General features: G+C 61.2%; 23 protein-coding genes. 13 read left to right on the top strand and 10 right to left on the bottom strand.

The window, feature by feature from the left end; genetic code table 11:
- Positions 1 to 52: 52 nt before the first annotated feature.
- Complete coding sequence (gene norR / locus APH41_RS22330) at positions 53 to 1,600, top strand: nitric oxide reductase transcriptional regulator NorR (protein WP_054921562.1); 1,548 nt, start codon at positions 53 to 55, stop codon at positions 1,598 to 1,600.
- Positions 1,601 to 1,652: 52 nt separating this feature from the next.
- Here the strand turns inward: norR and APH41_RS22325 are convergent, their stop codons facing one another.
- The gene (locus APH41_RS22325; protein WP_054921560.1) at positions 1,653 to 2,591 is read right to left on the bottom strand and encodes a DMT family transporter; all 939 of its coding nucleotides are present in this window, start codon (positions 2,589 to 2,591) and stop codon (positions 1,653 to 1,655) included.
- Between the two features lie 136 nt (positions 2,592 to 2,727).
- On the opposite strand from APH41_RS22325, the gene APH41_RS22320 reads away from it, so the two are divergent.
- Positions 2,728 to 3,603, top strand: a complete 876-nt coding sequence (locus tag APH41_RS22320) for a helix-turn-helix domain-containing protein (RefSeq protein ID WP_054921556.1) — start codon at positions 2,728 to 2,730, stop codon at positions 3,601 to 3,603.
- On the opposite strand, the gene APH41_RS22315 is transcribed toward APH41_RS22320, so the two are convergent.
- The 3 genes from APH41_RS22315 to APH41_RS22305 all read right to left on the bottom strand — a co-directional run bounded on the left by APH41_RS22315 (position 3,600) and on the right by APH41_RS22305 (position 9,959).
- The gene (locus APH41_RS22315) at positions 3,600 to 6,095 is read right to left on the bottom strand and encodes a LuxR C-terminal-related transcriptional regulator (protein ID WP_054921554.1); all 2,496 of its coding nucleotides are present in this window, start codon (positions 6,093 to 6,095) and stop codon (positions 3,600 to 3,602) included. The two genes, APH41_RS22320 and APH41_RS22315, sit on opposite strands and share 4 nt — an antisense overlap.
- Positions 6,096 to 6,782: 687 nt before the next feature.
- Positions 6,783 to 8,141 (bottom strand): DUF1329 domain-containing protein, encoded by a 1,359-nt coding sequence (locus APH41_RS22310; protein WP_054921552.1) that lies wholly within the window; start codon positions 8,139 to 8,141, stop codon positions 6,783 to 6,785.
- A 27-nt stretch (positions 8,142 to 8,168) separates the two neighbouring features.
- Entirely contained in the window at positions 8,169 to 9,959 is a 1,791-nt protein-coding gene (locus APH41_RS22305) for a DUF1302 domain-containing protein (RefSeq protein ID WP_014719872.1), read from the bottom strand.
- A gap of 79 nt (positions 9,960 to 10,038) precedes the next feature.
- Here APH41_RS22305 and APH41_RS28895 point away from each other — a divergent pair, with 79 nt between their 5' ends.
- Entirely contained in the window at positions 10,039 to 10,263 is a 225-nt protein-coding gene (locus APH41_RS28895; protein ID WP_125919831.1) for a hypothetical protein, read from the top strand.
- Between the two features lie 176 nt (positions 10,264 to 10,439).
- Here the strand turns inward: APH41_RS28895 and APH41_RS22300 are convergent, their stop codons facing one another.
- From APH41_RS22300 to APH41_RS22285, 4 genes are all read right to left on the bottom strand, one after another.
- A complete protein-coding gene (locus APH41_RS22300) occupies positions 10,440 to 11,351 on the bottom strand; it encodes an SDR family oxidoreductase (RefSeq protein ID WP_034128734.1) in 912 nt (303 codons plus the stop codon).
- Between the two features lie 118 nt (positions 11,352 to 11,469).
- Positions 11,470 to 12,372: an alpha/beta fold hydrolase gene (locus APH41_RS22295; protein WP_054921550.1), complete on the bottom strand. Its 903-nt coding sequence runs from the start codon at positions 12,370 to 12,372 to the stop codon at positions 11,470 to 11,472.
- A complete protein-coding gene (locus APH41_RS22290; RefSeq protein ID WP_054896970.1) occupies positions 12,372 to 13,154 on the bottom strand; it encodes a class II aldolase/adducin family protein in 783 nt (260 codons plus the stop codon). The genes APH41_RS22295 and APH41_RS22290 overlap by 1 nt, the downstream gene beginning before the upstream one ends.
- A gap of 175 nt (positions 13,155 to 13,329) precedes the next feature.
- A complete protein-coding gene (locus APH41_RS22285; protein WP_014719876.1) occupies positions 13,330 to 13,785 on the bottom strand; it encodes a flavodoxin in 456 nt (151 codons plus the stop codon).
- 129 nt (positions 13,786 to 13,914) lie between these two features.
- Here APH41_RS22285 and APH41_RS22280 point away from each other — a divergent pair, with 129 nt between their 5' ends.
- Both APH41_RS22280 and APH41_RS22275 read left to right on the top strand, forming a co-directional pair.
- Complete coding sequence (locus APH41_RS22280) at positions 13,915 to 14,382, top strand: PAS domain-containing protein (RefSeq protein ID WP_054896971.1); 468 nt, start codon at positions 13,915 to 13,917, stop codon at positions 14,380 to 14,382.
- 58 nt (positions 14,383 to 14,440) lie between these two features.
- Positions 14,441 to 15,046 carry a hypothetical protein gene (locus APH41_RS22275; protein WP_054921549.1) on the top strand — a complete coding sequence of 202 codons (606 nt, stop codon included), beginning with the start codon at positions 14,441 to 14,443 and terminating at the stop codon, positions 15,044 to 15,046.
- Here APH41_RS22275 and APH41_RS22270 read toward each other — a convergent pair.
- The gene (locus tag APH41_RS22270; RefSeq protein ID WP_054896972.1) at positions 15,037 to 15,999 is read right to left on the bottom strand and encodes a MerR family transcriptional regulator; all 963 of its coding nucleotides are present in this window, start codon (positions 15,997 to 15,999) and stop codon (positions 15,037 to 15,039) included. The genes APH41_RS22275 and APH41_RS22270 overlap by 10 nt on opposite strands.
- Before the next feature lie 213 nt (positions 16,000 to 16,212).
- On the opposite strand from APH41_RS22270, the gene APH41_RS22265 reads away from it, so the two are divergent.
- The 6 genes from APH41_RS22265 to APH41_RS22240 all read left to right on the top strand — a co-directional run bounded on the left by APH41_RS22265 (position 16,213) and on the right by APH41_RS22240 (position 19,219).
- Entirely contained in the window at positions 16,213 to 16,770 is a 558-nt protein-coding gene (locus tag APH41_RS22265) for a hypothetical protein (protein WP_054896973.1), read from the top strand.
- Between the two features lie 57 nt (positions 16,771 to 16,827).
- Complete coding sequence (gene folM / locus APH41_RS22260) at positions 16,828 to 17,538, top strand: dihydromonapterin reductase (RefSeq protein WP_054921547.1); 711 nt, start codon at positions 16,828 to 16,830, stop codon at positions 17,536 to 17,538.
- A 20-nt stretch (positions 17,539 to 17,558) separates the two neighbouring features.
- The gene (gene folE / locus APH41_RS22255; RefSeq protein WP_003194072.1) at positions 17,559 to 18,119 is read left to right on the top strand and encodes a GTP cyclohydrolase I FolE; all 561 of its coding nucleotides are present in this window, start codon (positions 17,559 to 17,561) and stop codon (positions 18,117 to 18,119) included.
- 2 nt (positions 18,120 to 18,121) lie between these two features.
- Positions 18,122 to 18,526, top strand: coding sequence for a dihydroneopterin triphosphate 2'-epimerase (folX, locus tag APH41_RS22250; protein WP_034128742.1), 405 nt, complete (start codon positions 18,122 to 18,124; stop codon positions 18,524 to 18,526).
- A 65-nt stretch (positions 18,527 to 18,591) separates the two neighbouring features.
- Positions 18,592 to 18,888, top strand: a complete 297-nt coding sequence (locus APH41_RS22245) for a DUF1244 domain-containing protein (RefSeq protein WP_034128743.1) — start codon at positions 18,592 to 18,594, stop codon at positions 18,886 to 18,888.
- Positions 18,881 to 19,219 (top strand): HopJ type III effector protein, encoded by a 339-nt coding sequence (locus APH41_RS22240; RefSeq protein WP_054921544.1) that lies wholly within the window; start codon positions 18,881 to 18,883, stop codon positions 19,217 to 19,219. Before APH41_RS22245 ends, APH41_RS22240 begins: the two co-directional genes overlap by 8 nt.
- A 168-nt stretch (positions 19,220 to 19,387) precedes the next feature.
- On the opposite strand, the gene trxB is transcribed toward APH41_RS22240, so the two are convergent.
- The gene (trxB, locus tag APH41_RS22235) at positions 19,388 to 20,350 is read right to left on the bottom strand and encodes a thioredoxin-disulfide reductase (RefSeq protein WP_010206474.1); all 963 of its coding nucleotides are present in this window, start codon (positions 20,348 to 20,350) and stop codon (positions 19,388 to 19,390) included.
- Between the two features lie 294 nt (positions 20,351 to 20,644).
- Here trxB and cysZ point away from each other — a divergent pair, with 294 nt between their 5' ends.
- A complete protein-coding gene (cysZ, locus tag APH41_RS22225; protein ID WP_054896976.1) occupies positions 20,645 to 21,409 on the top strand; it encodes a sulfate transporter CysZ in 765 nt (254 codons plus the stop codon).
- Positions 21,410 to 21,463: 54 nt separating this feature from the next.
- Positions 21,464 to 22,587: glycosyltransferase family 1 protein (locus APH41_RS22220; RefSeq protein ID WP_054921542.1), on the top strand; the 1,124-nt coding region annotated here is incomplete at its 3' end.

Raw genomic sequence — 22,587 nt, 5'->3', positions numbered from 1 at the left:
AGTCAGTATGACCTCCTACACTTTATAGTCATAAGGACTACAAGGAGTCATTATGACTGCACAACCCCTGCTCACCACCTTGCTGCCGCTGGTCGCTGACCTGTCCCGGGACTTGCCCGAAGGCGAGCGCTACCGGCGCCTGCTGCAAGCCATGCGTGCACTGCTGCCCTGCGACGCCGCCGCGTTGTTACGCCTGGACGGCGAGTGGTTGGTGCCGCTGGCCGTGGACGGCTTGAGCGCCGATACCTTGGGGCGACGCTTCAAGGTCAGCGAACATCCGCGCTTCGAGATCCTGCTGAGCAGCCCCGGCCCTACCCGCTTCGACAGTGACAGCCAATTGCCCGACCCCTATGACGGCTTGGTCGCCGGTTTGCACGGCCAGTTGGAAGTCCACGACTGCATGGGCTGCCCGCTGTTTATCGACGACCAGCCCTGGGGGCTGCTGACCCTGGACGCCCTCGATACCGAGCGCTTTGAACGGGTCGAGCTGGACGCCCTGCAAGCCTTCGCCAGCCTCGCCGCGGCCACCGTCAACGTGGCTGAACGCATCGAGCGCCTGGCGCTGCGGGCCGAAGACGAGCACCAGCGCGCCGAGATCTATCGCCAGGCCAGTGGCCAGCAGCCCAAGGAAATGATCGGCCAGAGCAAAGCGCACAAGCGCCTGGTCGAGGAAATCAACCTGGTCGGCGGCAGTGACTTGACCGTGCTGATTACCGGCGAAACCGGGGTCGGCAAGGAATTGGTGGCCCAGGCGATCCACGCCGCCTCCTCCCGCGCCGACAAACCGCTGATCAGCCTCAACTGCGCCGCCCTGCCCGAGACCTTGGTAGAGAGCGAACTGTTCGGGCATGTGCGCGGCGCCTTTACTGGCGCGTCGAACGAGCGCCGGGGCAAGTTCGAACTGGCCAATGGCGGTACCTTGTTCCTGGATGAAGTGGGTGAGTTGTCGTTGACCGTGCAGGCCAAGTTGCTGCGCGTGCTGCAAAGCGGCCAGTTGCAGCGCCTGGGGTCGGACAAGGAGCACCAGGTGGATGTGCGCCTGGTTGCTGCCACCAACCGCGACCTTGCCGAAGAGGTGCGCAATGGCCGCTACCGTGCCGACTTCTACCACCGTTTGAGCGTCTACCCACTGCAAGTGCCAGCGCTGCGCGAGCGCGGGCGTGATGTGCTGCTATTGGCGGGGTTCTTCCTCGAACAGAACCGCTCACGCATGGGCCTGGGCAGCCTGCGCCTGACCGGAGATGCCCAGGCGGCCCTAACGGCCTACAACTGGCCCGGCAATGTGCGCGAGCTGGAGCACTTGATCGGACGCAGCGCGTTGAAAGCCCTGGGCAACTGCCGCGAGCGCCCCAAGATTCTCAGCCTGAGCGCCCTGGACCTGGACTTGCCCGACGTGACTGCGGCTGCGGCCGAAGAGGCACCGGCCCCTGCCCTCCCGGTGGTCAGCGGCGACCTGCGCCAGGCCACCGAGCATTACCAGCGCCAACTCATCAGCGCCTGCCTGGAACGCCATCAGCACAATTGGGCCAGCGCCGCCCGCGAACTGGGCCTGGACCGCGCCAACCTGGGGCGCATGGCCAAGCGGCTAGGCCTCAAGTGATCGGTGATCGTTCCCACGCTCCGCGTGGGAATGCCTCACCCGACGCTCCGCGTCATGGCCTCGAGAGCGGACGCGGAGCGTCCCCAGCGGTATTCCCACGCAGAGCGTGGGAACAATCGAGCGCACGGGGCTTACGAAACACCAGCACATTCCCCAGCATCACCAGCACCAGCCCCATCAGCGCCGGCGCCGTCCACTGGTAACCCTCGGCCACGGCCGACACATTCAGCGCCACCACTGGAAACAGCACCGTGCAATACGCCGCTTTCTCCGGCCCCATGCGGCCCACCAGGGTGAGGTAAGCGGTAAAACCAATCACCGAGCCTGGGATCACCAGGTACCACAGCGCGCCGATATACCGCGCACTCCAGTCCATCTCGAAGGGAATACCACGTACTGCGCAATAGGTCGCCAGCATCGCCGCCCCATAGGCCATGCCCCAGGCATTGGTGGTCAGCGGCTTGAGCCCGGCCTTCTGCTGCAGGCTCGATAGCAGGTTGCCCGCCGAGAAGCACAGGGTGCCCAGCAGGGCCAAGCCCAGGCCCAACAAGGTTTGCGGGCTGGCGGTATGCCCAACCAGCTCCGGCCAGAACAAAAAGCCCAGCCCCAGCAACCCAAGCGCCCCGCCCATCAGCACATTACGCGCCACCCGCTGGCCGAAAAACACCCGGGCATTGAGCGCGTTCCACAAGGTCGCCGTGGAGAACACCACCGCCACCAGGCCACTGGGGATCCATTGGCTGGCGGTGAGAAAGCACATGAAGTTGACGCAGAACAGGCACAGCCCCTGCGCCAGGCAGATCATGTGCCCGCGCCGGTTCATCACCTGCAACTTGCGGCTGAGCAGCAACAGCACGAACAGCACCAGAGCGGCCAGGCCGAAGCGATAGACAATCGACACAGGAATCGCGACCACGCCCAACTGCCATTTGAGGGCGATCCAAGTGGTGCCCCAGATGAGCACCGTGAGTAGATACAGGAAAAGATTCATAGCCGGCTCCGTCGATTGAGCCACAGTGTGGCCTTCAACCCCTTGCAGGCTCTTGCACATTCTTGCGCTTTTGTCGGGCGATGGGCTCACAGCGCCAGCCGTGGAGCGTAGGATGCGGGGTGTCGGAGACCACACCATGCCAGAGCTGCAATCGCTGCACGTCTTCCAAGCCCTCAACCGCTCGCCCCACGCACGCCTGCAAGCCTGCGCCGAGCTCGGTGACGGGTTGGCTGCGGCCGTGTGGAGCAACCACCATGACGCCCAGGATTACCAAGCCCCCAGCCATCACACCTTGTCCTGCTACATCGGGGGTGGCACGGGCACCTTTCGGCGTGATCAGCCGGGCCTCAAGGGCGGCCCCGACAAACTGTGCATCCTGCCGGCCGAGCATCAGTCGGCCTGGGTGATCAATGGCGATATTCGCCTGGCCCACCTGTATTTCAGCCCGGAACAATTTGCCCTCGGCTGCGTCACCCTGCTGGACCGGGAGCCACGGGAGTTGCACTTGCGCGAGGGCACCTTCCTTGAAGACCCATTCCAGGCCCAGCGTTTTCGCCAGTTGGTCAGCCTCAACTGGCACGAGCCCGGCGAGCGCCTGCTGACCAGCAGCCTGGCCCACGAACTGCTCAGCCATACCTTGCTCAACCAGGTCGGCGCCCGCGAAGGCTTGCGCTTGAAAGGCGGGTTGGCCGCGCACCAACGGCGGCGGTTGGTGGAGTACATCGATCAACGTATGGAAGACGCCATCAGCCTCGGCCAGTTGGCCGCCATGTGTGCGCTGTCCGAATACCATTTCGCCCGAATGTTCCGCCAAAGCTTCGGCGTGCCGCCCCATCAATACCTGCTGGCACGGCGTCTGGCGCGAGCGAAAAACCTGCTGCGCAGCAGCGTTTTGCCGATCAGTGAGCTGGCCTTGCTGTGCGGTTTTTCCAGCGCCAGTCATTTCAACCAGCGCTTTCGCCACGCCATGGGCGCCACGCCGGGCCAATACCGCCAAGCATTCTGCGCCTAGACCATCAAGCCCAACGTCTTCGCCTTGGCCACCGCCTGGGTGCGTCGCTCTACCCCGAGTTTGCTGTGGATACGCCGCGCATGCGTCTTGACGGTATGCAGGGAGATATACAGGCGATCAGCGATTTCCAGGTTGGAGTTGCCCAGGGCGATCAGTTGCAGCACCTCCAACTCACGCTGGCTCAGCGGGTTCTGCGCCGCCCCGGCAGGCGCGGCCTGGGGCTCCAGGCCCAGCTCACTCAAAAGTCCCGGGGCGCGTAAACGCAACTCGCGGACCGCCTGCTGCACCTGGCAACGCTCTGCCAGCGCCAAGCCAGCTTGCAGCGACCGACGCGCCAACGCCGGGTCGCCAAGCTGCCAGGTCACTTCACCCAGCACCAGGTGCAATTCGGTTTCCAGGCAAAGCATGCCGCGTTGCCGTGAGGTGTCGAGCAAGGCATTGAGCCGTGCGATAGGTTGCTCGGCACAGCCCAGCTTTACCTCGGCCAGTACCAGCAAATATTCCAGGCGCGGGATCAGCTCCAAGGTGGCCGGCGGTGCCTGCTTGGCGCAAGGCCCGCGAAAGTGGCGCAACACCCGGCGCACGGCTTGCACCGTCAATTCGGCGCGGCCTTGCTGCAACCAGAAGTGCCCACTGACCAACAGCAGTACCGCACGGTACACCGTGTCGGGCACATGGCGCTGCTGCATCAGGCGTTCGGCGTCGCGTAATTGAATGAAGGCCTGCGCGTAGTCGCCACGATTGGCCGCCAATAGCGCCAGGCCCAGAAAGCCGTACAGAACGCGCTTGTCCTGGCTCTGCAGGCACATGCTCAAGCCGGCCTCGAAACATTCGGCGGCCAGGCCGTCCTGGCCCTGACGCAAGGCCAGATGCCCGCGGCGCAGAACAATACGCCCCACCAACGGCCCGGCGTTGAGCCGTTGCCCGGCCAACATCGCTTGCACCGTTTCCAACAGGCTTTGCGCCCGGTACGGCGCGCCACGCTGCTCCAGCAATTGGGCGTGGTCCAACTCCAGCAGGGCCTCCAATACCAGCGAACCGTGGACCCGGGCCAGGCACAGCGCTTCACGGTTCAAGCGTTGGGCGGCCTCCAACTCACCGCGCAGCAAGGCTTGCTGGGTCAGGCCCGAGAGGCACATCAGGCGCGATGTCCAGGCGCTGTCGGGCAACGCTTGCAGGGCTTCGAGAAAGTGCTCGCGGGAGCGTTCGGCGTCGCCGCTCAAATGCAGCAACCAGCCCCACTGCGCCTGCCAGCGCGCCAGCAGATAGCGCTGCGCGGCGGGCGTCGGTTGCGGGGCGAACCGGGCCAGTTGGTCGATGCACAAGGCCGCCTGTTCGAAGCGCCCGGCAAACAACAACGCGGCCGTGAGCAGCCCCACCAGTTGCGCCGACCCCAACATCAATTCATCGCCCTGCTGTTCATGCAGGCGCAACAGCAGCACGGCGTTCTGCTGGCGAAACAAATCCTCGAAACTGAAGTGCTGCAACAGGCTCACCGCCACTTCATATTCCTGCGCCAGCAACGCCTGCTCGAACGCGGCCTGCCAGTCACCCTCGGCGCTGAACCATTGGCACGCGCGTCGGTGCCAGGAGCGTTTGGCCGGCCAGGGTTCGTCGCGCAGCAATCGCGCCAACGGTGGGAAAATGTGGAGCCAGTCGCTGGTGTCTTCCCAGGGCTGGATAAACGCACCCAGTGCCTGCAATTCGCGCAAATGCTCAGCGCCGTCACCACCACCGAACAAGTACTCACACAGGTTCAGGTTGAAACGCGGCAGATGGGCCAGCACGCGCCAAGCCTCAGCCAATGGCGCCGACAAGGTGTTGAACAGCTCATGCTGCAGGTAATCGAGCAGGGTCTTGTCGGGGTGGCCGTCGCCCAGCAAGGCGATACGCACACCGGCGCACCAACCGGCGCTGAACTGCATCACGCTGTCGACGCTATGCCCCGGGGCGAGCAGTTGCTCGACTTCCTCAGCGCTGAAAAACAACTCGCTGCACTCCAGCAACTCATCGTCGAGCAACAGGCGTGGCCAATTGCACAACGGGCGCCGTCGCGCGCCCAGCCACCAGGTCAACTGCGGGCTGCCAGCGGCGAGCAAACGGTCCAGCAGCGCATCCAGCTCAGGCGCAGGCGAGCGACAGAAATCATCCAGAAACAACCACGTGGTGTGTGGCCAACGGCCCAAGTCGAGCAATAACGTGGCTTCATCCACAAACGGCAAGCCAAGCTGCTGCGCCAGCCATGCGCAGAATTCCAAGGGGCTGAGCGCGGCACCGTTGAGTGGCATCCACACCACCTGACACCCCTTCGGCGCCTGCAACGCACACTCGGCGAGCAACGCGCTCTTGCCACTGCCTCCCGGTGCGCACAGCAACCTTACCCGCGCCTGCGCCGTCAGCAGAGGCACAGTCAGCCGCGCACGCAACGCATGGTGGGCGGACAGCCGTGGCATAAATCCAGGACGGTCCAGGCAGCGGGTCATGGCGGTCATTGCTGCATCCTGCTGTTTTTATTGTTGCGTCACCCTAGACCTGTGGTTGGCGGTTGTTGAAGAAGTATTCAGCGGGTTGATTGAAGACCATAAAAACCAAGGTATACGCCCTTCAGTGTGGGAGCTGGCTTGCCTGCGATGGCCATAGGTATCTACACAACTTTGGTGCGACGCTGGACCTGTGGCGAGGGAGCTTGCTCCCGTGACGGACTGACAGCCGACGCTTATATACCTGACGCGCCGCAGTCCAAATGTGGGAGCTGGCTTGCCTGCGAAGACGGCCTGACAGTCAACACAGTTGGACCGTGTACATATCCATTCCTGCGGTAACGGCCACTTAGGGTTCCGCTTTTACAGCGGGTCACTTTTGGAAAAGAGCCCGGAATGCCGGCCCAGCCAAAAGTAACCAAAAGGGCTCTTGCCCCACCACTCGGCACCTCGCTTTGGCTCGGTGTGCCCGTAATCCGCCAGCGTGGTTTAACGGGGCGCCTAAGATCAAGATCAAAAACAGATCAAGATCAAGGGCGACTCGCTTCGCATCGTAGTTACCGTCTGCCGCTACAGCCTACAAAGTTGTGTAGATATCTATGCTGCGATGGCGGTGCAACAGCAATCGATGAGCGGCCTGGCCCACCGCTATCGCAGGCAAGCCAGCTCCCACATTTTCAACCTCATTTCAGTGTGGAATCAGCGAACGCCCTCCGATCTCAGTGCAGCCGGGGTGTAGTCCGCCGCCTTGGCCGCGAAGCCGAACACGAAGCTGCTCTTCTCCTCGTTCTTCATGCCCAGCGCGATGTAGCGCCCTGCAATCAGGTCGTACAGGGTTTCCACGGTGTAGGCCGGCACCTGGTGGTCGTAATAGAACTGCGCATGGCCTTCGGCAACGCGCCACAGTTGGCCGCGGCCGTCGTAGTGGTCCACCAGGGCGACTTGCCAGCTGTCTTCGTCGATGAACATATGGCGTTTGGCATAGATGTGCCGCTCGCTGGGCTTGACGGTGCCGACCACTTCCCACACGCGGTGCAACTCGTAACGGGTCAGGTCCTGGTTGATATGGCCGGCCTTGATGATGTCGTCGTACTTGAGGCCCGGCGAATCAAGCTTGTAGCTGTTGTAAGGGATGTACATCTCCTTCTTGCCCACCAGTTTCCAGTCATAACGGTCGGGTGCGCCGGAGAACATGTCGAAGTTGTCGGTAGTGCGCAGGCCGTCGGAGGCGGTACCCGGGCCGTCGTAAGACACCTGCGGTGCACGCCGCACACGGCGCTGGCCGGCGTTGTAGATCCAGGCCAGGCGCGGTTCCTTCACCTGGTCGAGGGTTTCATGCACCAGCAGCACGTTGCCCGCCAGCCGCGCCGGCGCGGTGACCGACTGCTTGAAATAGCTGAGCACGTTGGCGGCCTTGGCCGGGTCGATATCCGGGATAGCTTGCGGCACCGCTACTTCTTCTTCGAAACGGATCGGCGTGTAGCTGCCATTGGTCTGGGGCGTGGCCTGGGTGATGATGCGCCGCAGGTTGCCGCCGTGGTAACGGGTGATGTGATTCCACAGCACCTCGACGCCATTCTTGGGGATAGGGAACGCGTAGTAACGGTTGCCGGTGAAGTTCTCCAGGCCGTTGCCATCGTTGATCGCCTTCACATTCAGGGCGCTTCGCTTGATCGACTCGTAAATGTCCGCCGGCAAGTTGACCGTGCGGTGGCTGGGGTACACCGGGATCTTGTAGGTCTCGGGGTAGCGCTTGAACATCGCCACCTGGCCGTCGGAGAGTTTGTCCTTGTACTTGTCCACCGTGGCGGCGGTGATCACGAACAGCGGTTTTTCGTTAGCGAAGGGGTCGGAGAGGAAGCCCTTGCTGTCCACCGTGCCGGCGTTTTTGGGGATGCCACCGGTCCAGGCGGGGATCGAGCCATCGGCATTGCCGGCTTTTTCGGCGCCGACCGGGGTCAGGGAAGTGCCGAGCTTGGCTGCTTCTTCGGGCGATACCGCCGCCATTACGTTGGCGGCCAATACGCTCAGGGCCAACACTGCAATCATCTTACGCATAGGGTCTTGTCCTTCTTTTAAGCCAGATCAGAAGTTCACGCCGAAGCTGAGGGCGAGGAAGTCGCGGTCGGTCAGGGTGTTGTAGTCACCGCCAAAAAAGTCGGTGTAGCTGAGGCTTGCGGTGTAGGTGCTGCGATAGTCCGCATCCACGCCGACGCTGATGGCCTTGGCGCCTTTGTTGAACAGGCCGTTGGGGCCGTAGCCCGCGACGTCATGGGACCAGGACAGGTTGGGCTTGAGGTTCACACCGGCAATCGCGTTGTTGTAGTCAAGGATCGCCCGCGCCCGGTAGCCCCAGGAGGTGGAGGTGACGAAACCGTCGGTGTCACCTTGAAAACCGTAGGCGCCGTACACCGAGTCTCGGCCATAGCGCAGTTTGGTTTTGTCTTCCAGGCCGGCGACGTGCACCACCGCCGCTTCGCCCACCAGGGTCAGGCGCTCGGCGCCCAGTACCTGGTCGAAGAACTGGGTCATGGTGCTCTGAATCTGGGTGATTTCCTTGCGGCGATAGCCTTTGTTGTCATCGCCGAAATTGCTGCGGATGGGTGAGGCGAGTTGGCCCGCAATGGGGTTGACCAGGGCCAGGGTCAGGTCGGTGGTGTTGAGCTGTACCGGCGCATTGGGCCGATAGCTGATTTCGCCGGTCCACGCCGTGCCCGTGGGCAAGGTGGTGGAGAAACTGGCGCCGAACAGGCGGATGTCTTCCGGGTAATCCAGGTAGTACTGGCCGCGGCCGAGCATGGTGCTTTGCGCCAAACCGCCCCCGGAACCGGGCGCCAGGGCGTTGGCGGTGTTGATGATGCGCCCGATGGTGGCCAGGTTGGTATTGGCGGTCAGGGTGCCGACGGTCGGTGTGCGACTGTGGTAGTTCATGAAGTACAGGCCGTATTCAGTGTCATCACCCAGCCAGCGCAGGGCTGCGCCGAATTGGCCGGAGTCGCGCGCATCGCGGTCACCGGCACGCCGCACAATCACACCTTCATTGGTCACGCCAAACCCTTGGCCAAAGGCAGCCGCCACCGGTTGCAGCGGTCGGATCGCCGGGCTGCCCACGGTGTAGTTATTGGTGCAGCCATCCGCCGCCACGTCCCCGCCGAAGAAGGTGCCGCAGTTGTCGAGCACCGTCTGGTCCCATTCCAGTTGATAGAAACCTTCCACGGTCAGTTGATTGGTCAGGCTCTGGGAGGCAAACAGCATGTTCACCGGGATCAAGCCTTCCTTGATCTCGGCACCGGGCCTGCGGAACGCCGACACGTCGATCGGGTTGATGCTGTTGATGGAGTTACCGATGAAGGTACTTTCGCCCCAACTGACCACCTGCTTGCCGGCGCGCACGGTGCCGGGCAGGTCGCCCAGGGAGTAGTTGTGGTAGACGAAGGCATCGAGGATCTGCGCACCGCTGGACTTGGCGCCTTCCTTGCGGTTGTGGTCGCTGATGGGCTTGAACTCGCGGTCTTCGTCCTTGAGCTCGAAGTCGTACCAATACTTGCCACGCACGAATACCCCGGTGTCGCCGTACTTCAACTCAAGGTCGTGCAGCCCCTTGAAGATCTTGGAGAAGGTCTCGCCCTTCTTGAAGTTGAGGCGCCCGTCATCACCGGTGGACGCCTGGCCCGTCCCGCCATTGACCGTGCCGACCAGGCTTTTGTCGGCATCGCGCATGCCCCAACTGGCGCCGACCGACAGCGAGGAGTCGAATTGCCCTTCGATCTCGCCGATGTTGAACGAAACAGCCTGCGCCTGGGCACAGCAGCCCAGCGCAACCGCAGTGGCCAGCGCCTGTGGCGTGAAGATGGCGCGCATTATTGTTTTTGTCATGCGTCTTCCCCGGTGAGTGACAGAAGGCTCCACCCTACTGCCGCCCTTGAGGGGCGATAAGCGCACCAAGGAGGTATTCGTGTTGTCGCTCGAAAGGATGACGGGGTTCTCTGGCCGGGCGCTGGACCGGGCCATGCATGCGATGGATGAAGGCTTATCAGAGGCATCGATGGTGCCGGGCAATTATTGTCGATTTGGTAATAGTCCTTGTCCCGAACTGCTATTACTCATTCTGTTACAACCGATTATTCTTACCTGGCTTTCAGGGCAAACGGCCCGCTCCCGCAATGGGGAGAAAAGCTGATTTATAACGGATTGATCCTGTAATCAGTCTGTTCCCGGTGTTCACTGACGTTGATTTGTCGCTCCTTGATCCAACGTCTTACTTCGGCCGCTGCCTATGCAGCGGCCTTTTTTATGTCTGCAATAAAACGGGGCGTCATCGACGCCCCGTGGGATTCATTGATTTACCGGCAATGATCAGAGGCTGAACTTCTGCAAGTTGGCCATCATTTCCTTCAGCGCCTCAATATTGTCCTTGGGGTGCGCAGCCCCTTCGAAATCGCAGATCTGCTGCCAGTGCGCGGCCACATCCTCCGGCGAAAAACCGGCCTCGGGATCAAAACCCACACCCAGGCTGCGCTCCCAACGGGTCTTGCCGATCCAGCCGCCACCCACTTCAAACAAGCCTGCGGTTTCCTCACAGGCGTCACTGCCCAGGTACACCACCAGTGGGCTGACCAGTTCCGGCTTGAGGCGCTCGAACACCTGCGGCGGGATCAGCCCTTCGGTCATGCGTGTGCCACCGGTGGGGGCAATCGCGTTGACCAGGATGTTGTTCTTACGCCCTTCCAGCGCCAGGGTACGCGTCAAGCCATACAGGCCCAACTTGGCCATGCCGTAGTTGGACTGGCCGAAGTTGCCGTAGATACCGGACGTCGACGCCGTGAAGATCACCCGGCCATAACCCTGCTCGCGCAAATGCGGCCAGGCGGCGCGGGTGACTTTGTAGGCGCCTTCGACGTGCACCCGGTAAACCAGGTCCCAGTCGCTGTCATCCATTTTATGGAAGGTCTTGTCGCGCAGGATGCCGGCGTTGTTGACCACCACGTCGACCCGGCCGAAGACATCCAGGGCGTTCTGTACGATCTTGTCGCCGTCGGTGACGGAGTCATGGTTGGCTTCGGCAATGCCGCCCGCCGCACGGATCTGCGCCACCACCCGGTCGGCCGCCGAGGCGTTGGCGCCCTCGCCTTGGGTTGACCCCCCCAGGTCGTTGACCAGCACTTTGGCCCCGTGCCTGGCGAACAGCAGCGCATGGGCCTGGCCCAAGCCACCACCGGCGCCGGTGACGATCACCACCTTATCCTGGAACTGCACTGACTCACTCATACCGAACTCCGCTGGCGACAATGGGAATAGGCAGAGTGTCACGCAAGCAGCCTTTGGTCACAATAAAGACGGCCAGGGCTGAATGGTGCTTGATAAGGCAGCGGGATGATGCGCAGGCTCAGGAATAGGCCGCGCGCGGTGAAGGCTGGCTGATGCGCTCACGAAACGCCTGGTAATGCTTGAGCACCTGGACCGGCGCCTCGATCTGCGGGTAATGGCCGATATTGGCCAGTCTTATCGTGTCGGGCTGGGGCACCAGTTGGCGATAGCGCTCGACCATATGAGCCCCGGAAATCGGGTCCACCTCGCCGTCGATCACCCGTAAAGGTACTTCGCCTCGCTGCATGGCCGTGAGCCAGCGCTCGCGCAGACGACGGCGCTGGGGGATGTAGGCGATCAGTTTGTGCAGGATACGCGGGCCGTCGTTGCAACTGATCAAACTCCAGAAATCATCCAGCACGCTTTCACTGGGCCGCGTCTGGGGGCCGAAGATCTGGTTGAAACTGCTGGCCAAGGCATTGCGCCCAAAGGCCCGACCGATCATCCAGCCCAACGGGCTGAGCAGCAGCTTTTGCACCAGCGCCGGCCGATGGGTTTCCGGAAACAGCCCGCCGTTGAGAAATACACAACTCGCCATCTGGAACCGCCCCTCGTAATGCCGGGCCAATAATTCCTGGGCGACACTGTCGCCGTAGTCATGAGCCAACACATGCACCGGCTGCTCTACGCGCAGGTGCTCAAGCAACGCCTGTTGCAGATCGGCCTGTTCCAACAGGCAATAGTCGTGGTCCAAAGGTTTGGCCGAGTCGCCAAAGCCGAGCATGTCGCAGGCAATCACCAGGTTGCGCTGGGCCAGGGGTTGCCACAGGTAGTGCCAGTCCCAACTGGCCGTGGGGAAACCATGAATCAGCAGCAACGGCTCGCCCTGCCCGGCCACCCAATACCGCACGGTGTGGCCACGAAAGACGAAGTCCTGGCCGCGCTTGCGCCAGGCTCTGAGCGGTATCTCGGCGAGTGGCATCAGCTTTTATACCCGGGGTCCTGATTATCCAGTTTGCGCAGCAGCGCCGGCCAGGCCAGCGCACCGCCCATACCTTGGGCGCTTTTTGTGACAGCTGCCACCATCGCCTTGGCACCAGCGAGAATCTGCGGCTCGATGGCTATCAACTCGGTGCCGCCGCTTTGGGCCAGTACCTGGATCTCGCAGGCGCGCTGGAAGGTGAACATCATCAGGAAGGTGTCGGCGATGGTGCCGGCGCAGGTCAGCAGGCCGTGGTTGTGCAGCATCAGGAAATTGTTCGGACCCAGATCCGCTTGCAACCGGGCCTTTTCCTCATGATTGAGCGCCACGCCTTCATAGGCGTGATAGCCCAGGCTGGAGAGCACAAACAGCGATTGCTGGCTGATGGGCAATACACCCTGCTTTTGCGCACACACCGCCACGCCGGCAGCGGTGTGGGTGTGCAGCACGCAGGTCACGTCGTGGCGCACTTCGTGGATGGCGCTGTGGATGGTGTAGCCCGCAGGGTTGATCTCGTAGGGGCTGTCCATTTGCTTATTGCCGGCCTGGTCAACCTTGACCAGGCTCGACGCGGTGATCTCATGGAACATCAGCCCATAGGGGTTGATCAGGAAATCTTCAGTGCCCGGCACCTTGGCCGAAATATGCGTGAAGATCAGGTCATCCCAGCCGTGCATGGCCACCAGGCGATAGCAGGCCGCGAGGTCCACGCGGGTTTGCCATTCGGCGGCGCTGACCTGGGCTTTGACGTTTTGTGGCGATGGTGCAGGGGCTAGGCTCATGGCAATGACCTCCTTGGCGCACTTCTTATGGTGTCTAAAGTGAGAGCCAGTCTAGTCAGACGCCGAGGCGCAAGGAGTTTCCTTGGCAGCCACCTTGATGACTGAGCGAGTCAGTCAAGAGAATAGTACAAATACGTGTCAAACAAGCGCCGTCAATAACGGCGCTCCCTGGGGTTCAACCGCGCAGCGCGGTGATCAAATCGGCCAGCCAAGGCTCGGCGTCAGCTTCCGGGGTGACGCTTTCGCTGGCGTCCAGGCGCAGCATCGGCTGCACTTCGCGGATGCCCAGTTCGGCGAACAATTCGCGCATTTGTTCACCGCCGCCACAGAAGGTATCGCCATAGCTGGCGTCGCCCAGGCCGATGACCGCTCCCGGCAGGCCGCGCCAGGCGGCGGGCAGTTGGTCGCGGATGGTTGAGTACAGAGGCTGCAGATTGTCGGGCAGCTCGCCCATGCCGGTGGTCGAGGTCACTGCCAGGAATGCATCGGGAGCAAAGGCCTGCACGTCTGCCAGCGTGGCACGCGCGTTGTGCCAGGCGTTGAAACCTGCGTCCTTGAGGATTTCTTCCGCGTGGCGAGCGACTTCTTCAGCCGTACCGTAGACCGAGCCGGAGAGGATGGCGACTTTCATCAATCTGATCCTGTAGTTGAGTGAAAGCGTGGGATATTAGCAGCCTGTGCCAATATTTCAGTGCGCACCGTGCAACATTCCAGACTTGCCATAAACTGGCAAGGTCAAAACCAGGCCATGGACCGCTCTATGATTAACGCCAAACTGCTGCAAATGGTCGTCAATGCGTCCAACGACGGAATCGTTGTTGCCGAGCGCGAAGGCCGGGAGAAACCACTGATCTACGTCAACCCGGCCTTCGAAAGGATGACTGGCTACACGCTGGACGAGATCCTCTATCAGGACTGCCGCTTCCTGCAGGCGGGCGACCGCGACCAACCGGCCTTGATCGCCATTCGTGATGCGCTCGACAGCGGCGGCACCTGCAGAGAGATCCTGCGTAACTACCGCAAGGACGGCACGCCTTTCTGGAACGAGCTATCGCTTTCGACCGTGTACAACGAGGTAGACAAGCAAACCTATTTCGTCGGTGTGCAGAAAGACGTCACCACTCAAGTCAAGGCACAACAGCGTGTCGCCCAACTGGAAGCTCAGTTGGCCGAGCTCAAGAGCGAGCTCGCCGCACTCAAGGCGACGAGTGGATTTAACAAACTGTAAAAAATGCGGTCTTTAGAGCGATAATGGCTTTTTAATGCCTCAGCCTTGAGCCAGATCAATGCAACGCGACACGCTATTGACGCAGGACGAGCTGGATTTTATCCAGGACATGCAGCACAACCCGCAGCTCAACCTGCGGGATGCATGGTCGAGCCTGACGGTTAATGGCGGCGCACAGATTCGCGATCTGCTCACGCGGCTAGCGGCTCACGACCAGGTCACCATCCAGGCGCAGTTCGACAACCAGCAACTCACCTTCCCGTTGCACTTGGTGGAAGATGAGTTTCATGCTGTGCATTTACGCTTGGGCGTACCGAGCATTTTTGAAGATGGGCCGATGATCCGCCCGTGGCGCCTGGCGCTTGAAACGCCGGTGGCGCTGGAAAACATCAAGGGCTACTCCAGCGCGCTGTGGGTGCACGAAGTGTCATTCAAAGGGGTGCTGGTAGAGGTGCGTGGCCGGGTCAAACCGCCAAAGACGTTTTCCCTGTGGTTCAGCCCTTCCGGCTACGAACGCATCGCCCTGCGCGGTACGCTGGAGCGGGTAACCGCCCGCGGCCTGTTCGCCTACCGCCTGAGCCAAAGCGATGCTGATGAGATCGAACGGTTACGCCAGTTCATCCTGCACCAGCATCGCCTGGTCCATCCTCACGTTCATGCCTGAGACTCCAGATGGCCGCTGAGCAGTTGCTGCAAGCGGCGCGGCATCAAGCGCCCGTCATTGCCCAGGCAACCAATCGATGCCCCCTCCAGGCTGAGTTCTGCCAGCTCTGACGCCTCTCCAGCCAGCAACAACGGGCAATCGAGGGTGAAGGCCAGGCGATTGAGCCGTGACGCCAACTCTGCGCCAGGGGCATGGTTGGAAAACAGCACCAGGGCTTGCGGCCGAGTGCGCTCGCAGATCAGCGTCAACTCATCCAGTGGCTGGCCAACGCCCAGGACCTTGACCGCCAGTTTCTCGCTCGACATCAACAAGCCCGCCACCAGCAACTCCAGCTCACGGCACTCTCCGGCAATGGCTGAGAGCAACACCCTGGGCACTGGCGAGGCACAGGCCATTTGCAGGCACCGTGCGACGCGCGAGCGCAGGAAACTGTCGAAGAACAGCCACTCGCTGGCTTGGCCAAAGCGGCCTTGGTGACGTAACAATTGCTGCCACAGCGGTACCAAAATGTCCTGGAACACCACGGTCGTCGAATAGACGCTGAAGATCTGGCCGTACAACCGGTCGAGCTCACGATCATCAAAGGCACTGATGGCCTGCCGCAGTTGCGCCTGCCATTGGCGCCACTCCAGCTCGGTATCGCTGCGTGACGCTGTAGCCGGCTCGTTGGGCTGTGGGTCGCGCGCCAAAAGCTTGCCGACTTTGCTCACCGCTACGCCACGCTCGATCCAGTCGAGGATGCGGTGCACGGTTTCGATATCGGTGCTTGAGTAAAGCCTGTGCCCACTTTCGGTGCGTACAGGCTGGATCAAACCGTAGCGACGCTCCCAGGCACGTAGCGTTACCGGGTTCACGCCTGTGAGTCTTGCCACTTCACGAATCGGAAACAGGCCCTCGCAGTCAGTGTGGCTGTCGGGTGTCGTTTCGCGAAGAGGCGCAGTGATTTCAGGCATCAGCAGTCAAAAAACTTGTATGAATTTGGATCCTATTTAACGCCGATTGAACTGCATGATTCAAGATCTACGGCGATCCATCCGAAGTTTCTGGCGTATTTGGGCAAAACCGGAATAATCCTTGCCTGTTCTTTTGCGTCGCTGCACCACCCCGCAGCTTCGTTCGTGCGCCGCCTACCCGGCTCGGCGCACTTGCTGATTTGGAGATATACGATGTCTACCTCACCCGTCACCCTGATGGTTGCGCGCCGCGTGGCCAAAGGTCGCTACGAAGAACTGATGGCCTGGCTGCGCGAAGGCGAGCAATTGGCGACTGACTTCCCCGGTTACCTGGGCTCCGGCGTGCTGGCGCCACCACCCCATGATGATGAATTCCAGATCATCTTCCGCTTCGCCGATGAAAAAACCCTGCACGCATGGGAGTTCTCCGCTTCGCGCAGCGCGTGGCTGAGCCGTGGCAGCGAGCTATTTGCCAACCCGTCGGAACACCGTGTCAGCGGTATCGATGGCTGGTTCGGCGCAGCGGGTGCCCGCCCGCCACGCTGGAAACAGGCGGTGGCCATCTGGTTGGCTTTTTTCCCGGTATCGTTGCTGTTCAACTTCGGCCTGGGGCCGCTGCTCAGCGAGTTGGACCTGTTCAGCCGCGTACTGGTGAGCACCGCAGCCCTGACCCCGTTGATGGTTTATTTCTTTATACCGCTGTCGACCCATCTGCTGGCGAACTGGCTGCACCCTTCGCCCCCTCGCAAAGTCACTGAAGCCGCCGCTTGAGTACAGGGAGGCCGGCGCGCTGGTATAGTTTGAGCCTGCCAGCGACTTGAGCCTCCCATGAATGCAACCAACGCTCCGATCCTGATCACCGGTGCCGGCCAGCGTGTCGGCCTGCATTGTGCCGAGCGCCTGTTGGATGAAGGCCAAGCGGTGATGTTCAGCTACCGCAGCGAACGCCCCGGCGTGCAGGCGCTGCGTGAGCGCGGTGCCATCGGCGTGTTTGCCGATTTCTCCAGCGAAGCCGGAGTGCTGGCTTTCATTGCCGCAGTCAAAACCCATACTCAAAGCCTGCGAGCAATCATCCACAACGCTTCAGCCTGGGTCGCCGAAACCCCGGGCGACGAAAGCCGTGCCTTTATCGACATGTTCAGCGTGCACATGCTTGCGCCGTACCTGATCAACCTGCATTGTTCACCTTTGCTGCAACGCTCGACACCCGCCGATATCGTGCATATCAGCGATGACGTGGTGCGCAAGGGCAGCCAGCAGCACATCGCCTATTGCGCCACCAAGGCCGGGCTCGACAGCCTCACGTTATCGTTTGCCGCACAGTTCGCGCCGCTGATCAAGGTCAACGGTATCGCACCGGCGATGGTGATGTTCAACGAAGGCGATGACGCGGCCTATCGCGCCAAGGTCCTGGCCAAGTCGGCCCTGGGCATCGAACCCGGACCCGAGGTGATCTACCAGAGCGTGCGTTACCTGCTGGACAATCCCTATGTCACCGGTACCACCCTGACCGTCAACGGTGGGCGGCATATCAAGTAAGCCGTTTACGAGGATGTTGTATGACCTTATCCCTGCCCCACCACTACCGCGAGATCCTCAAGGGCCTGGGCGAAGACCCGCAGCGCGAGGGCCTGCTCGATACGCCCAAGCGTGCCGCCAAGGCCATGCAGTACCTGTGTCATGGTTATGAGCAGAATCTGGAGGAAATCGTCAACGGCGCGCTGTTCGCGTCAGACAATGACGAGATGGTGATCCTCAAGGACATCGAGTTGTACTCGTTGTGCGAGCATCACCTGCTGCCCTTCATCGGCAAGGCCCATGTGGCCTATATTCCGACCGGCAAGGTGCTGGGCCTGTCAAAACTGGCGCGCATTGTCGACATGTTCGCCCGGCGCCTGCAGATCCAGGAAAACCTCACGCGGCAAATCGCCGACGCCATCCAGGACGTGACCCAGGCCGCCGGCGTGGCGGTGGTGATCGAAGCCAAGCACATGTGCATGATGATGCGCGGCGTGGAGAAACAGAATTCAACCATGAACACCTCGGTGATGCTCGGCGCCTTTCGCGAGTCGAACACCACCCGCATGGAGTTCCTGCAACTGATTGGACGGAGCAAGTAGCAATGCCACAACTTCAACCAGGCATGGCGCGTATCCGGGTCAAGGACCTGTGCCTGCGCACCTTTATCGGCATCAACGAGGACGAAATCCTCAACAAGCAGGATGTGCTGATCAACCTGACCATCCTGTATGCCGCCCAGGAAGCCGTGCGTGACAACGACATCGACCACGCCCTGAACTACCGCACCATCACCAAGGCCATCATCGCTCACGTCGAAGGCAATCGCTTTGCCCTGCTGGAGCGCCTGACCCAGGAATTGCTGGACCTGGTGATGAGCAACGAATCGGTGCTGTACGCCGAAGTCGAAGTGGACAAGCCCCACGCGCTGCGCTTTGCCGAGTCGGTTTCGATAACGCTCGCGGCGAGCCGCTCAGCCTCAAGCGATAAGCTTAAAGCCACAAGTTAAAGCCAGCCTCATTCCAACTTGCAGCTTTAAGCTTACCCGCTTGAAGCTGTCTCGAAGAGATCGCCATGACCGACCAACAACGCCTCGAACTCGAAGCCGCCGCCTTTCGCCGATTGGTGGCCCACCTGGACAGCCGCAAGGATGTGCAGAATATCGACCTGATGAACCTCGCCGGCTTCTGCCGTAACTGCCTGTCCAAGTGGTACAAGGCCGAGGCCGACGAACGCCAGATCGAGGTCAGCCTCGATGACGCCCGTGAAGTGGTGTACGGCATGCCGTACGCAGAGTGGAAAGCCCAATACCAGCAAGAAGCCAACGCAGACCAACAGGCCGCGTTCGCCAAAGGAAAGCCTCATGACTGATTTGAACACCCTGCGCGCCAGCCTCAACAGCGGCGAACACGCCTTTGCCGATACCTTGGCGTTCGTCGCGGCGGGTTACGACTACCAGCCGCAAGCTTTCATCAACGGCGGTGTGGAAAATGCCGCTGGGCAGAATGAAGGGTCGTGCAAGACCCTGGGTTTGGCGCTTTTGGAAGGCTTGAGCGATCAGGAGGCGTTGCTAGCGTTTGGGGAGCATTACCGTTCGGTGCTGGCTACACCTGAGGGCAGTGACCATGGCAATATCCGGGCGTTGATTGCCCATGGACTGGCCGCAGTGAAGTTTGCTGAACAGCCTCTGACTCGCCGCTGATTTAATAACCAACCCCGCTCAATGTGGGAGCCGGGCTTGCCCGCGATGGCGGTGGTGACTATCACACCGCTATCGCAGGCAAGCCAGCTCCCACATTTGTTTAGCGGAGCAGGTTGGATCGCAGGCATAAAAAAACCGGCTTTCGCCGGTTTTTTTGAGTCAACGGGTTTAGAACGAAGCGTCCTTCAAACCGTCGAGGTAACGCTCGGCATCCAGGGCCGCCATGCAACCGGCGCCGGCCGAGGTGATGGCCTGGCGGTAAACGTGGTCTGCCACGTCGCCGGCAGCGAAGATACCTTCGATGTTGGTCGCAGTTGCATTGCCTTCGCGGCCGCCCTGCACCACCAGGTACCCGTCTTTGGCTTCCAGCACGCCTTCGAACAGTGAGGTGTTCGGAGTGTGGCCGATAGCGATGAACACGCCGTCCACTTTCAGCTCGTCGAAACTGCCGTCGTTGTTTTTCAGACGGGCACCGGTCACACCCATGTTGTCGCCCAGGACTTCATCCAGGGTGGCGTTGAGCTTGAGGATGATCTTGCCTTCAGCGACACGGGCGTGCAGCTTGTCGATCAGGATCTTCTCGGCGCGGAAGGTCTCGCGGCGGTGAACCAGGGTCACGGTGCTGGCGATGTTGGCCAGGTACAGCGCCTCTTCCACGGCAGTGTTGCCACCGCCGACCACGGCAACGGGCTTGTTGCGGTAGAAGAAACCATCGCAAGTGGCGCAGGCGGAAACACCCTTGCCCATGAACGCTTCTTCCGACGGCAGGCCCAGGTAACGCGCACTGGCACCAGTGGCAATGATCAGTGCATCGCAGGTGTACACACCGCTGTCACCGGTCAGGCTGTAAGGCTTTTTCGAGAAGTCGACCTGGTTGATATGGTCGAAGACGATCTCGGTTTCAAAGCGCTCGGCGTGCTCTTTCATGCGTTCCATGAGCACCGGGCCAGTCAAGCCATGGACATCGCCCGGCCAGTTGTCGACTTCAGTAGTGGTGGTCAACTGACCGCCCGCCTGCATGCCGGTGATCAGCAACGGCTTGAGATTGGCCCGGGCAGCGTAGACAGCGGCGCTGTAACCGGCAGGGCCGGAACCGAGAATAATCACTCGGGAATGACGGGTATCAGACATGACTCACTCCTACCGACCGCCCGGACCACAGGGCGGCGGGAATAAAAAAGGACCGCGAAGCACTTGGGGAAGGCTTTGACTCGCCAGGTCCTGAAAAATAATGGGTGCAGCGTATCGAGGGGGGCAAGATTAAGGAAATACGCAATAACAATCCAGCTCATAGGTGGTCTCTATGCGTGCAATCAAGCTAATCGACACCTTTGTAACCCTGGATGTCGCCTACCTGCCCGCGCTTTCACATCAGGTGCAAAGCCGGTAAGGTCGGCGCGTTCGCCATTTTGCTCGGAGTACCCCATGCCCGCCCCTGCTCTTTCCGGCCCGCAATACCTGCGTGAAGGCCTCAAACTGGTGTTGAGCCCAGGCCTGCGCCTGTTTGTGCTGTTGCCGTTGGCGATCAACCTGGTGCTGTTCGTCGGATTGATCTATTTCGCCGGCCATCAGTTCAGCCTGTGGGTCGACAGCTTGATGCCGACGCTGCCCCACTGGCTAGGCTTTTTGAATTACCTGTTGTGGCCGCTGTTTGTCGTGCTGGTGGTGCTGATGGTGTTTTTCACCTTCACCATGCTCGCCAATATTATCGCCGCGCCGTTCAACGGGTTTCTCGCCGAGAAGGTCGAGGTCGTGGTACGTGGCACCGACGACTTCCCGCCGTTCAGTTGGGGTGAGCTGGCTGCCATGGTCCCGCGCACCCTGGCGCGGGAGATGCGCAAGCTGGGTTACTTCCTGCCACGTGCCATCGGCCTGTTCATCCTGTCGTTCATCCCGGTGGTCAACCTGATCGCGGCGCCGTTGTGGCTGCTGTTTGGCGTGTGGATGATGGCGATCCAGTACATCGACTACCCGGCCGACAACCACAAGCTGGGCTGGAACGAAATGCTCGCGTGGCTGCGCCAGAAACGCTGGCAGAGCATGAGTTTTGGCGGCATTGTCTACCTGGTACTGCTGGTGCCGGTGGTCAACCTGTTGATGATGCCAGCGGCGGTGGCCGGGGCGACGCTGTTCTGGGTGCGGGAGCAAGGCGCCGAGGCGATGGCGCAGCCGGCGGTGGCCAAGTCATAAATCCATCATCGCCCTGACACAATGACGACATGGCCCACGCAGACACTGTGAGTCATGACGACAGCCTCGCTTCACATCACCCTCATTACCGAAACCTTCCCGCCGGAAATCAACGGGGTGGCCAATACCCTTGGCCGCCTGTGCGAGGGTTTGCGTTCACGCGGTCATCAGGTCGAGCTGGTACGCCCACGCCAGAGTGCCGACCAAAACCGCTCCAGCGACGATGAACTGCTGCTGTGCCGCGGCTGGCCACTGCCGGGCTATCCAGGCTTGCAATGGGGCCAATCGTCAATGCGCAAGTTGCTGCGCCGCTGGACGCGGCAACGCCCGGATGTGCTGTATATCGCCACGGAAGGGCCGCTGGGGCTCTCGGCGCTGCGCGCTGCGAGGCGCCTGGGGATCGGCGTAGTCAGCGGCTTTCATACCAACTTTCAGCAGTATTCGAACCAGTATGGCTTGAGCCTGTTGAGCCGCGTGGTCACCCATTACCTGCGCTGGTTTCATAACCGCTCGAGCCTGACCCTGGTACCGAGCGCCAGCCAGCGCCTGGAGCTGGAGCGCCGGCATTTTGAGCGTCTGGATATGTTATCCCGGGGTGTCGACAGCCAATTGTTCCACCCGGCCAAACGCGATAACGCCATGCGTGAAAATTGGGGGTTGGAGAACCACGATATTGCTGTGCTGCATGTGGGACGCCTGGCCCAAGAGAAGAACCTGAGGCTGCTCAAGCGCTGCTTTGATGCCTTGCAGGCTGCCTATCCAATGCGGCGCATGAAGCTGATTGTGGTCGGTGATGGCCCCCAGCGCTCGTCGATGGAACACGATTTGCCCGATGCAGTGTTCTGCGGAACGCAGCGCGGCGAAGAGCTGGCAAGGCATTACGCCTCAGGGGATTTGTTCCTGTTCCCCAGCCTGACCGAAACCTTCGGCAATGTGGTGCTTGAAGCGATGGCGTCTGGCCTGGGCGTGGTGGCTTACGACCAGGCCGCCGCGAGCCAGCATCTGCGCCATGGCTATAGCGGCGCACTGTCGATGCCTGGGGATGAAGACGCATTTTGCGACGCGGCCATCTGGCTGCTGGAGGAGCGCGAAACGTTGCGCAGAGTGCGCTTGAATGCCCGACAACATGCCAGCCGTCAGGGCTGGCCGGCGATTATCGAGCAGTTCGAGCGCCAGTT

Source organism: Pseudomonas sp. NBRC 111138 (assembly GCF_001320835.1).
GTDB lineage: Bacteria > Pseudomonadota > Gammaproteobacteria > Pseudomonadales > Pseudomonadaceae > Aquipseudomonas > Aquipseudomonas paracarnis.
This window is presented reverse-complemented; position numbering and strand designations above follow the sequence as displayed.

Bases quoted from the DNA above. Each gene is read 5' to 3' on its own strand.
- norR (WP_054921562.1), top strand. From the start codon at position 53: ATGACTGCACAACCCCTGCTCACCACCTTGCTGCCGCTGGTCGCTGAC.
- APH41_RS22325 (WP_054921560.1), bottom strand. From the start codon at position 2,591: ATGAATCTTTTCCTGTATCTACTCACGGTGCTCATCTGGGGCACCACT.
- APH41_RS22320 (WP_054921556.1), top strand. From the start codon at position 2,728: ATGCCAGAGCTGCAATCGCTGCACGTCTTCCAAGCCCTCAACCGCTCG.
- APH41_RS22315 (WP_054921554.1), bottom strand. From the start codon at position 6,095: ATGACCGCCATGACCCGCTGCCTGGACCGTCCTGGATTTATGCCACGG.
- APH41_RS22310 (WP_054921552.1), bottom strand. From the start codon at position 8,141: ATGCGTAAGATGATTGCAGTGTTGGCCCTGAGCGTATTGGCCGCCAAC.
- APH41_RS22305 (WP_014719872.1), bottom strand. From the start codon at position 9,959: ATGACAAAAACAATAATGCGCGCCATCTTCACGCCACAGGCGCTGGCC.
- APH41_RS22300 (WP_034128734.1), bottom strand. From the start codon at position 11,351: ATGAGTGAGTCAGTGCAGTTCCAGGATAAGGTGGTGATCGTCACCGGC.
- APH41_RS22295 (WP_054921550.1), bottom strand. From the start codon at position 12,372: ATGCCACTCGCCGAGATACCGCTCAGAGCCTGGCGCAAGCGCGGCCAG.
- APH41_RS22290 (WP_054896970.1), bottom strand. From the start codon at position 13,154: ATGAGCCTAGCCCCTGCACCATCGCCACAAAACGTCAAAGCCCAGGTC.
- APH41_RS22285 (WP_014719876.1), bottom strand. From the start codon at position 13,785: ATGAAAGTCGCCATCCTCTCCGGCTCGGTCTACGGTACGGCTGAAGAA.
- APH41_RS22280 (WP_054896971.1), top strand. From the start codon at position 13,915: ATGATTAACGCCAAACTGCTGCAAATGGTCGTCAATGCGTCCAACGAC.
- APH41_RS22275 (WP_054921549.1), top strand. From the start codon at position 14,441: ATGCAACGCGACACGCTATTGACGCAGGACGAGCTGGATTTTATCCAG.
- APH41_RS22270 (WP_054896972.1), bottom strand. From the start codon at position 15,999: ATGCCTGAAATCACTGCGCCTCTTCGCGAAACGACACCCGACAGCCAC.
- APH41_RS22265 (WP_054896973.1), top strand. From the start codon at position 16,213: ATGTCTACCTCACCCGTCACCCTGATGGTTGCGCGCCGCGTGGCCAAA.
- folM (WP_054921547.1), top strand. From the start codon at position 16,828: ATGAATGCAACCAACGCTCCGATCCTGATCACCGGTGCCGGCCAGCGT.
- folE (WP_003194072.1), top strand. From the start codon at position 17,559: ATGACCTTATCCCTGCCCCACCACTACCGCGAGATCCTCAAGGGCCTG.
- folX (WP_034128742.1), top strand. From the start codon at position 18,122: ATGCCACAACTTCAACCAGGCATGGCGCGTATCCGGGTCAAGGACCTG.
- APH41_RS22245 (WP_034128743.1), top strand. From the start codon at position 18,592: ATGACCGACCAACAACGCCTCGAACTCGAAGCCGCCGCCTTTCGCCGA.
- APH41_RS22240 (WP_054921544.1), top strand. From the start codon at position 18,881: ATGACTGATTTGAACACCCTGCGCGCCAGCCTCAACAGCGGCGAACAC.
- trxB (WP_010206474.1), bottom strand. From the start codon at position 20,350: ATGTCTGATACCCGTCATTCCCGAGTGATTATTCTCGGTTCCGGCCCT.
- cysZ (WP_054896976.1), top strand. From the start codon at position 20,645: ATGCCCGCCCCTGCTCTTTCCGGCCCGCAATACCTGCGTGAAGGCCTC.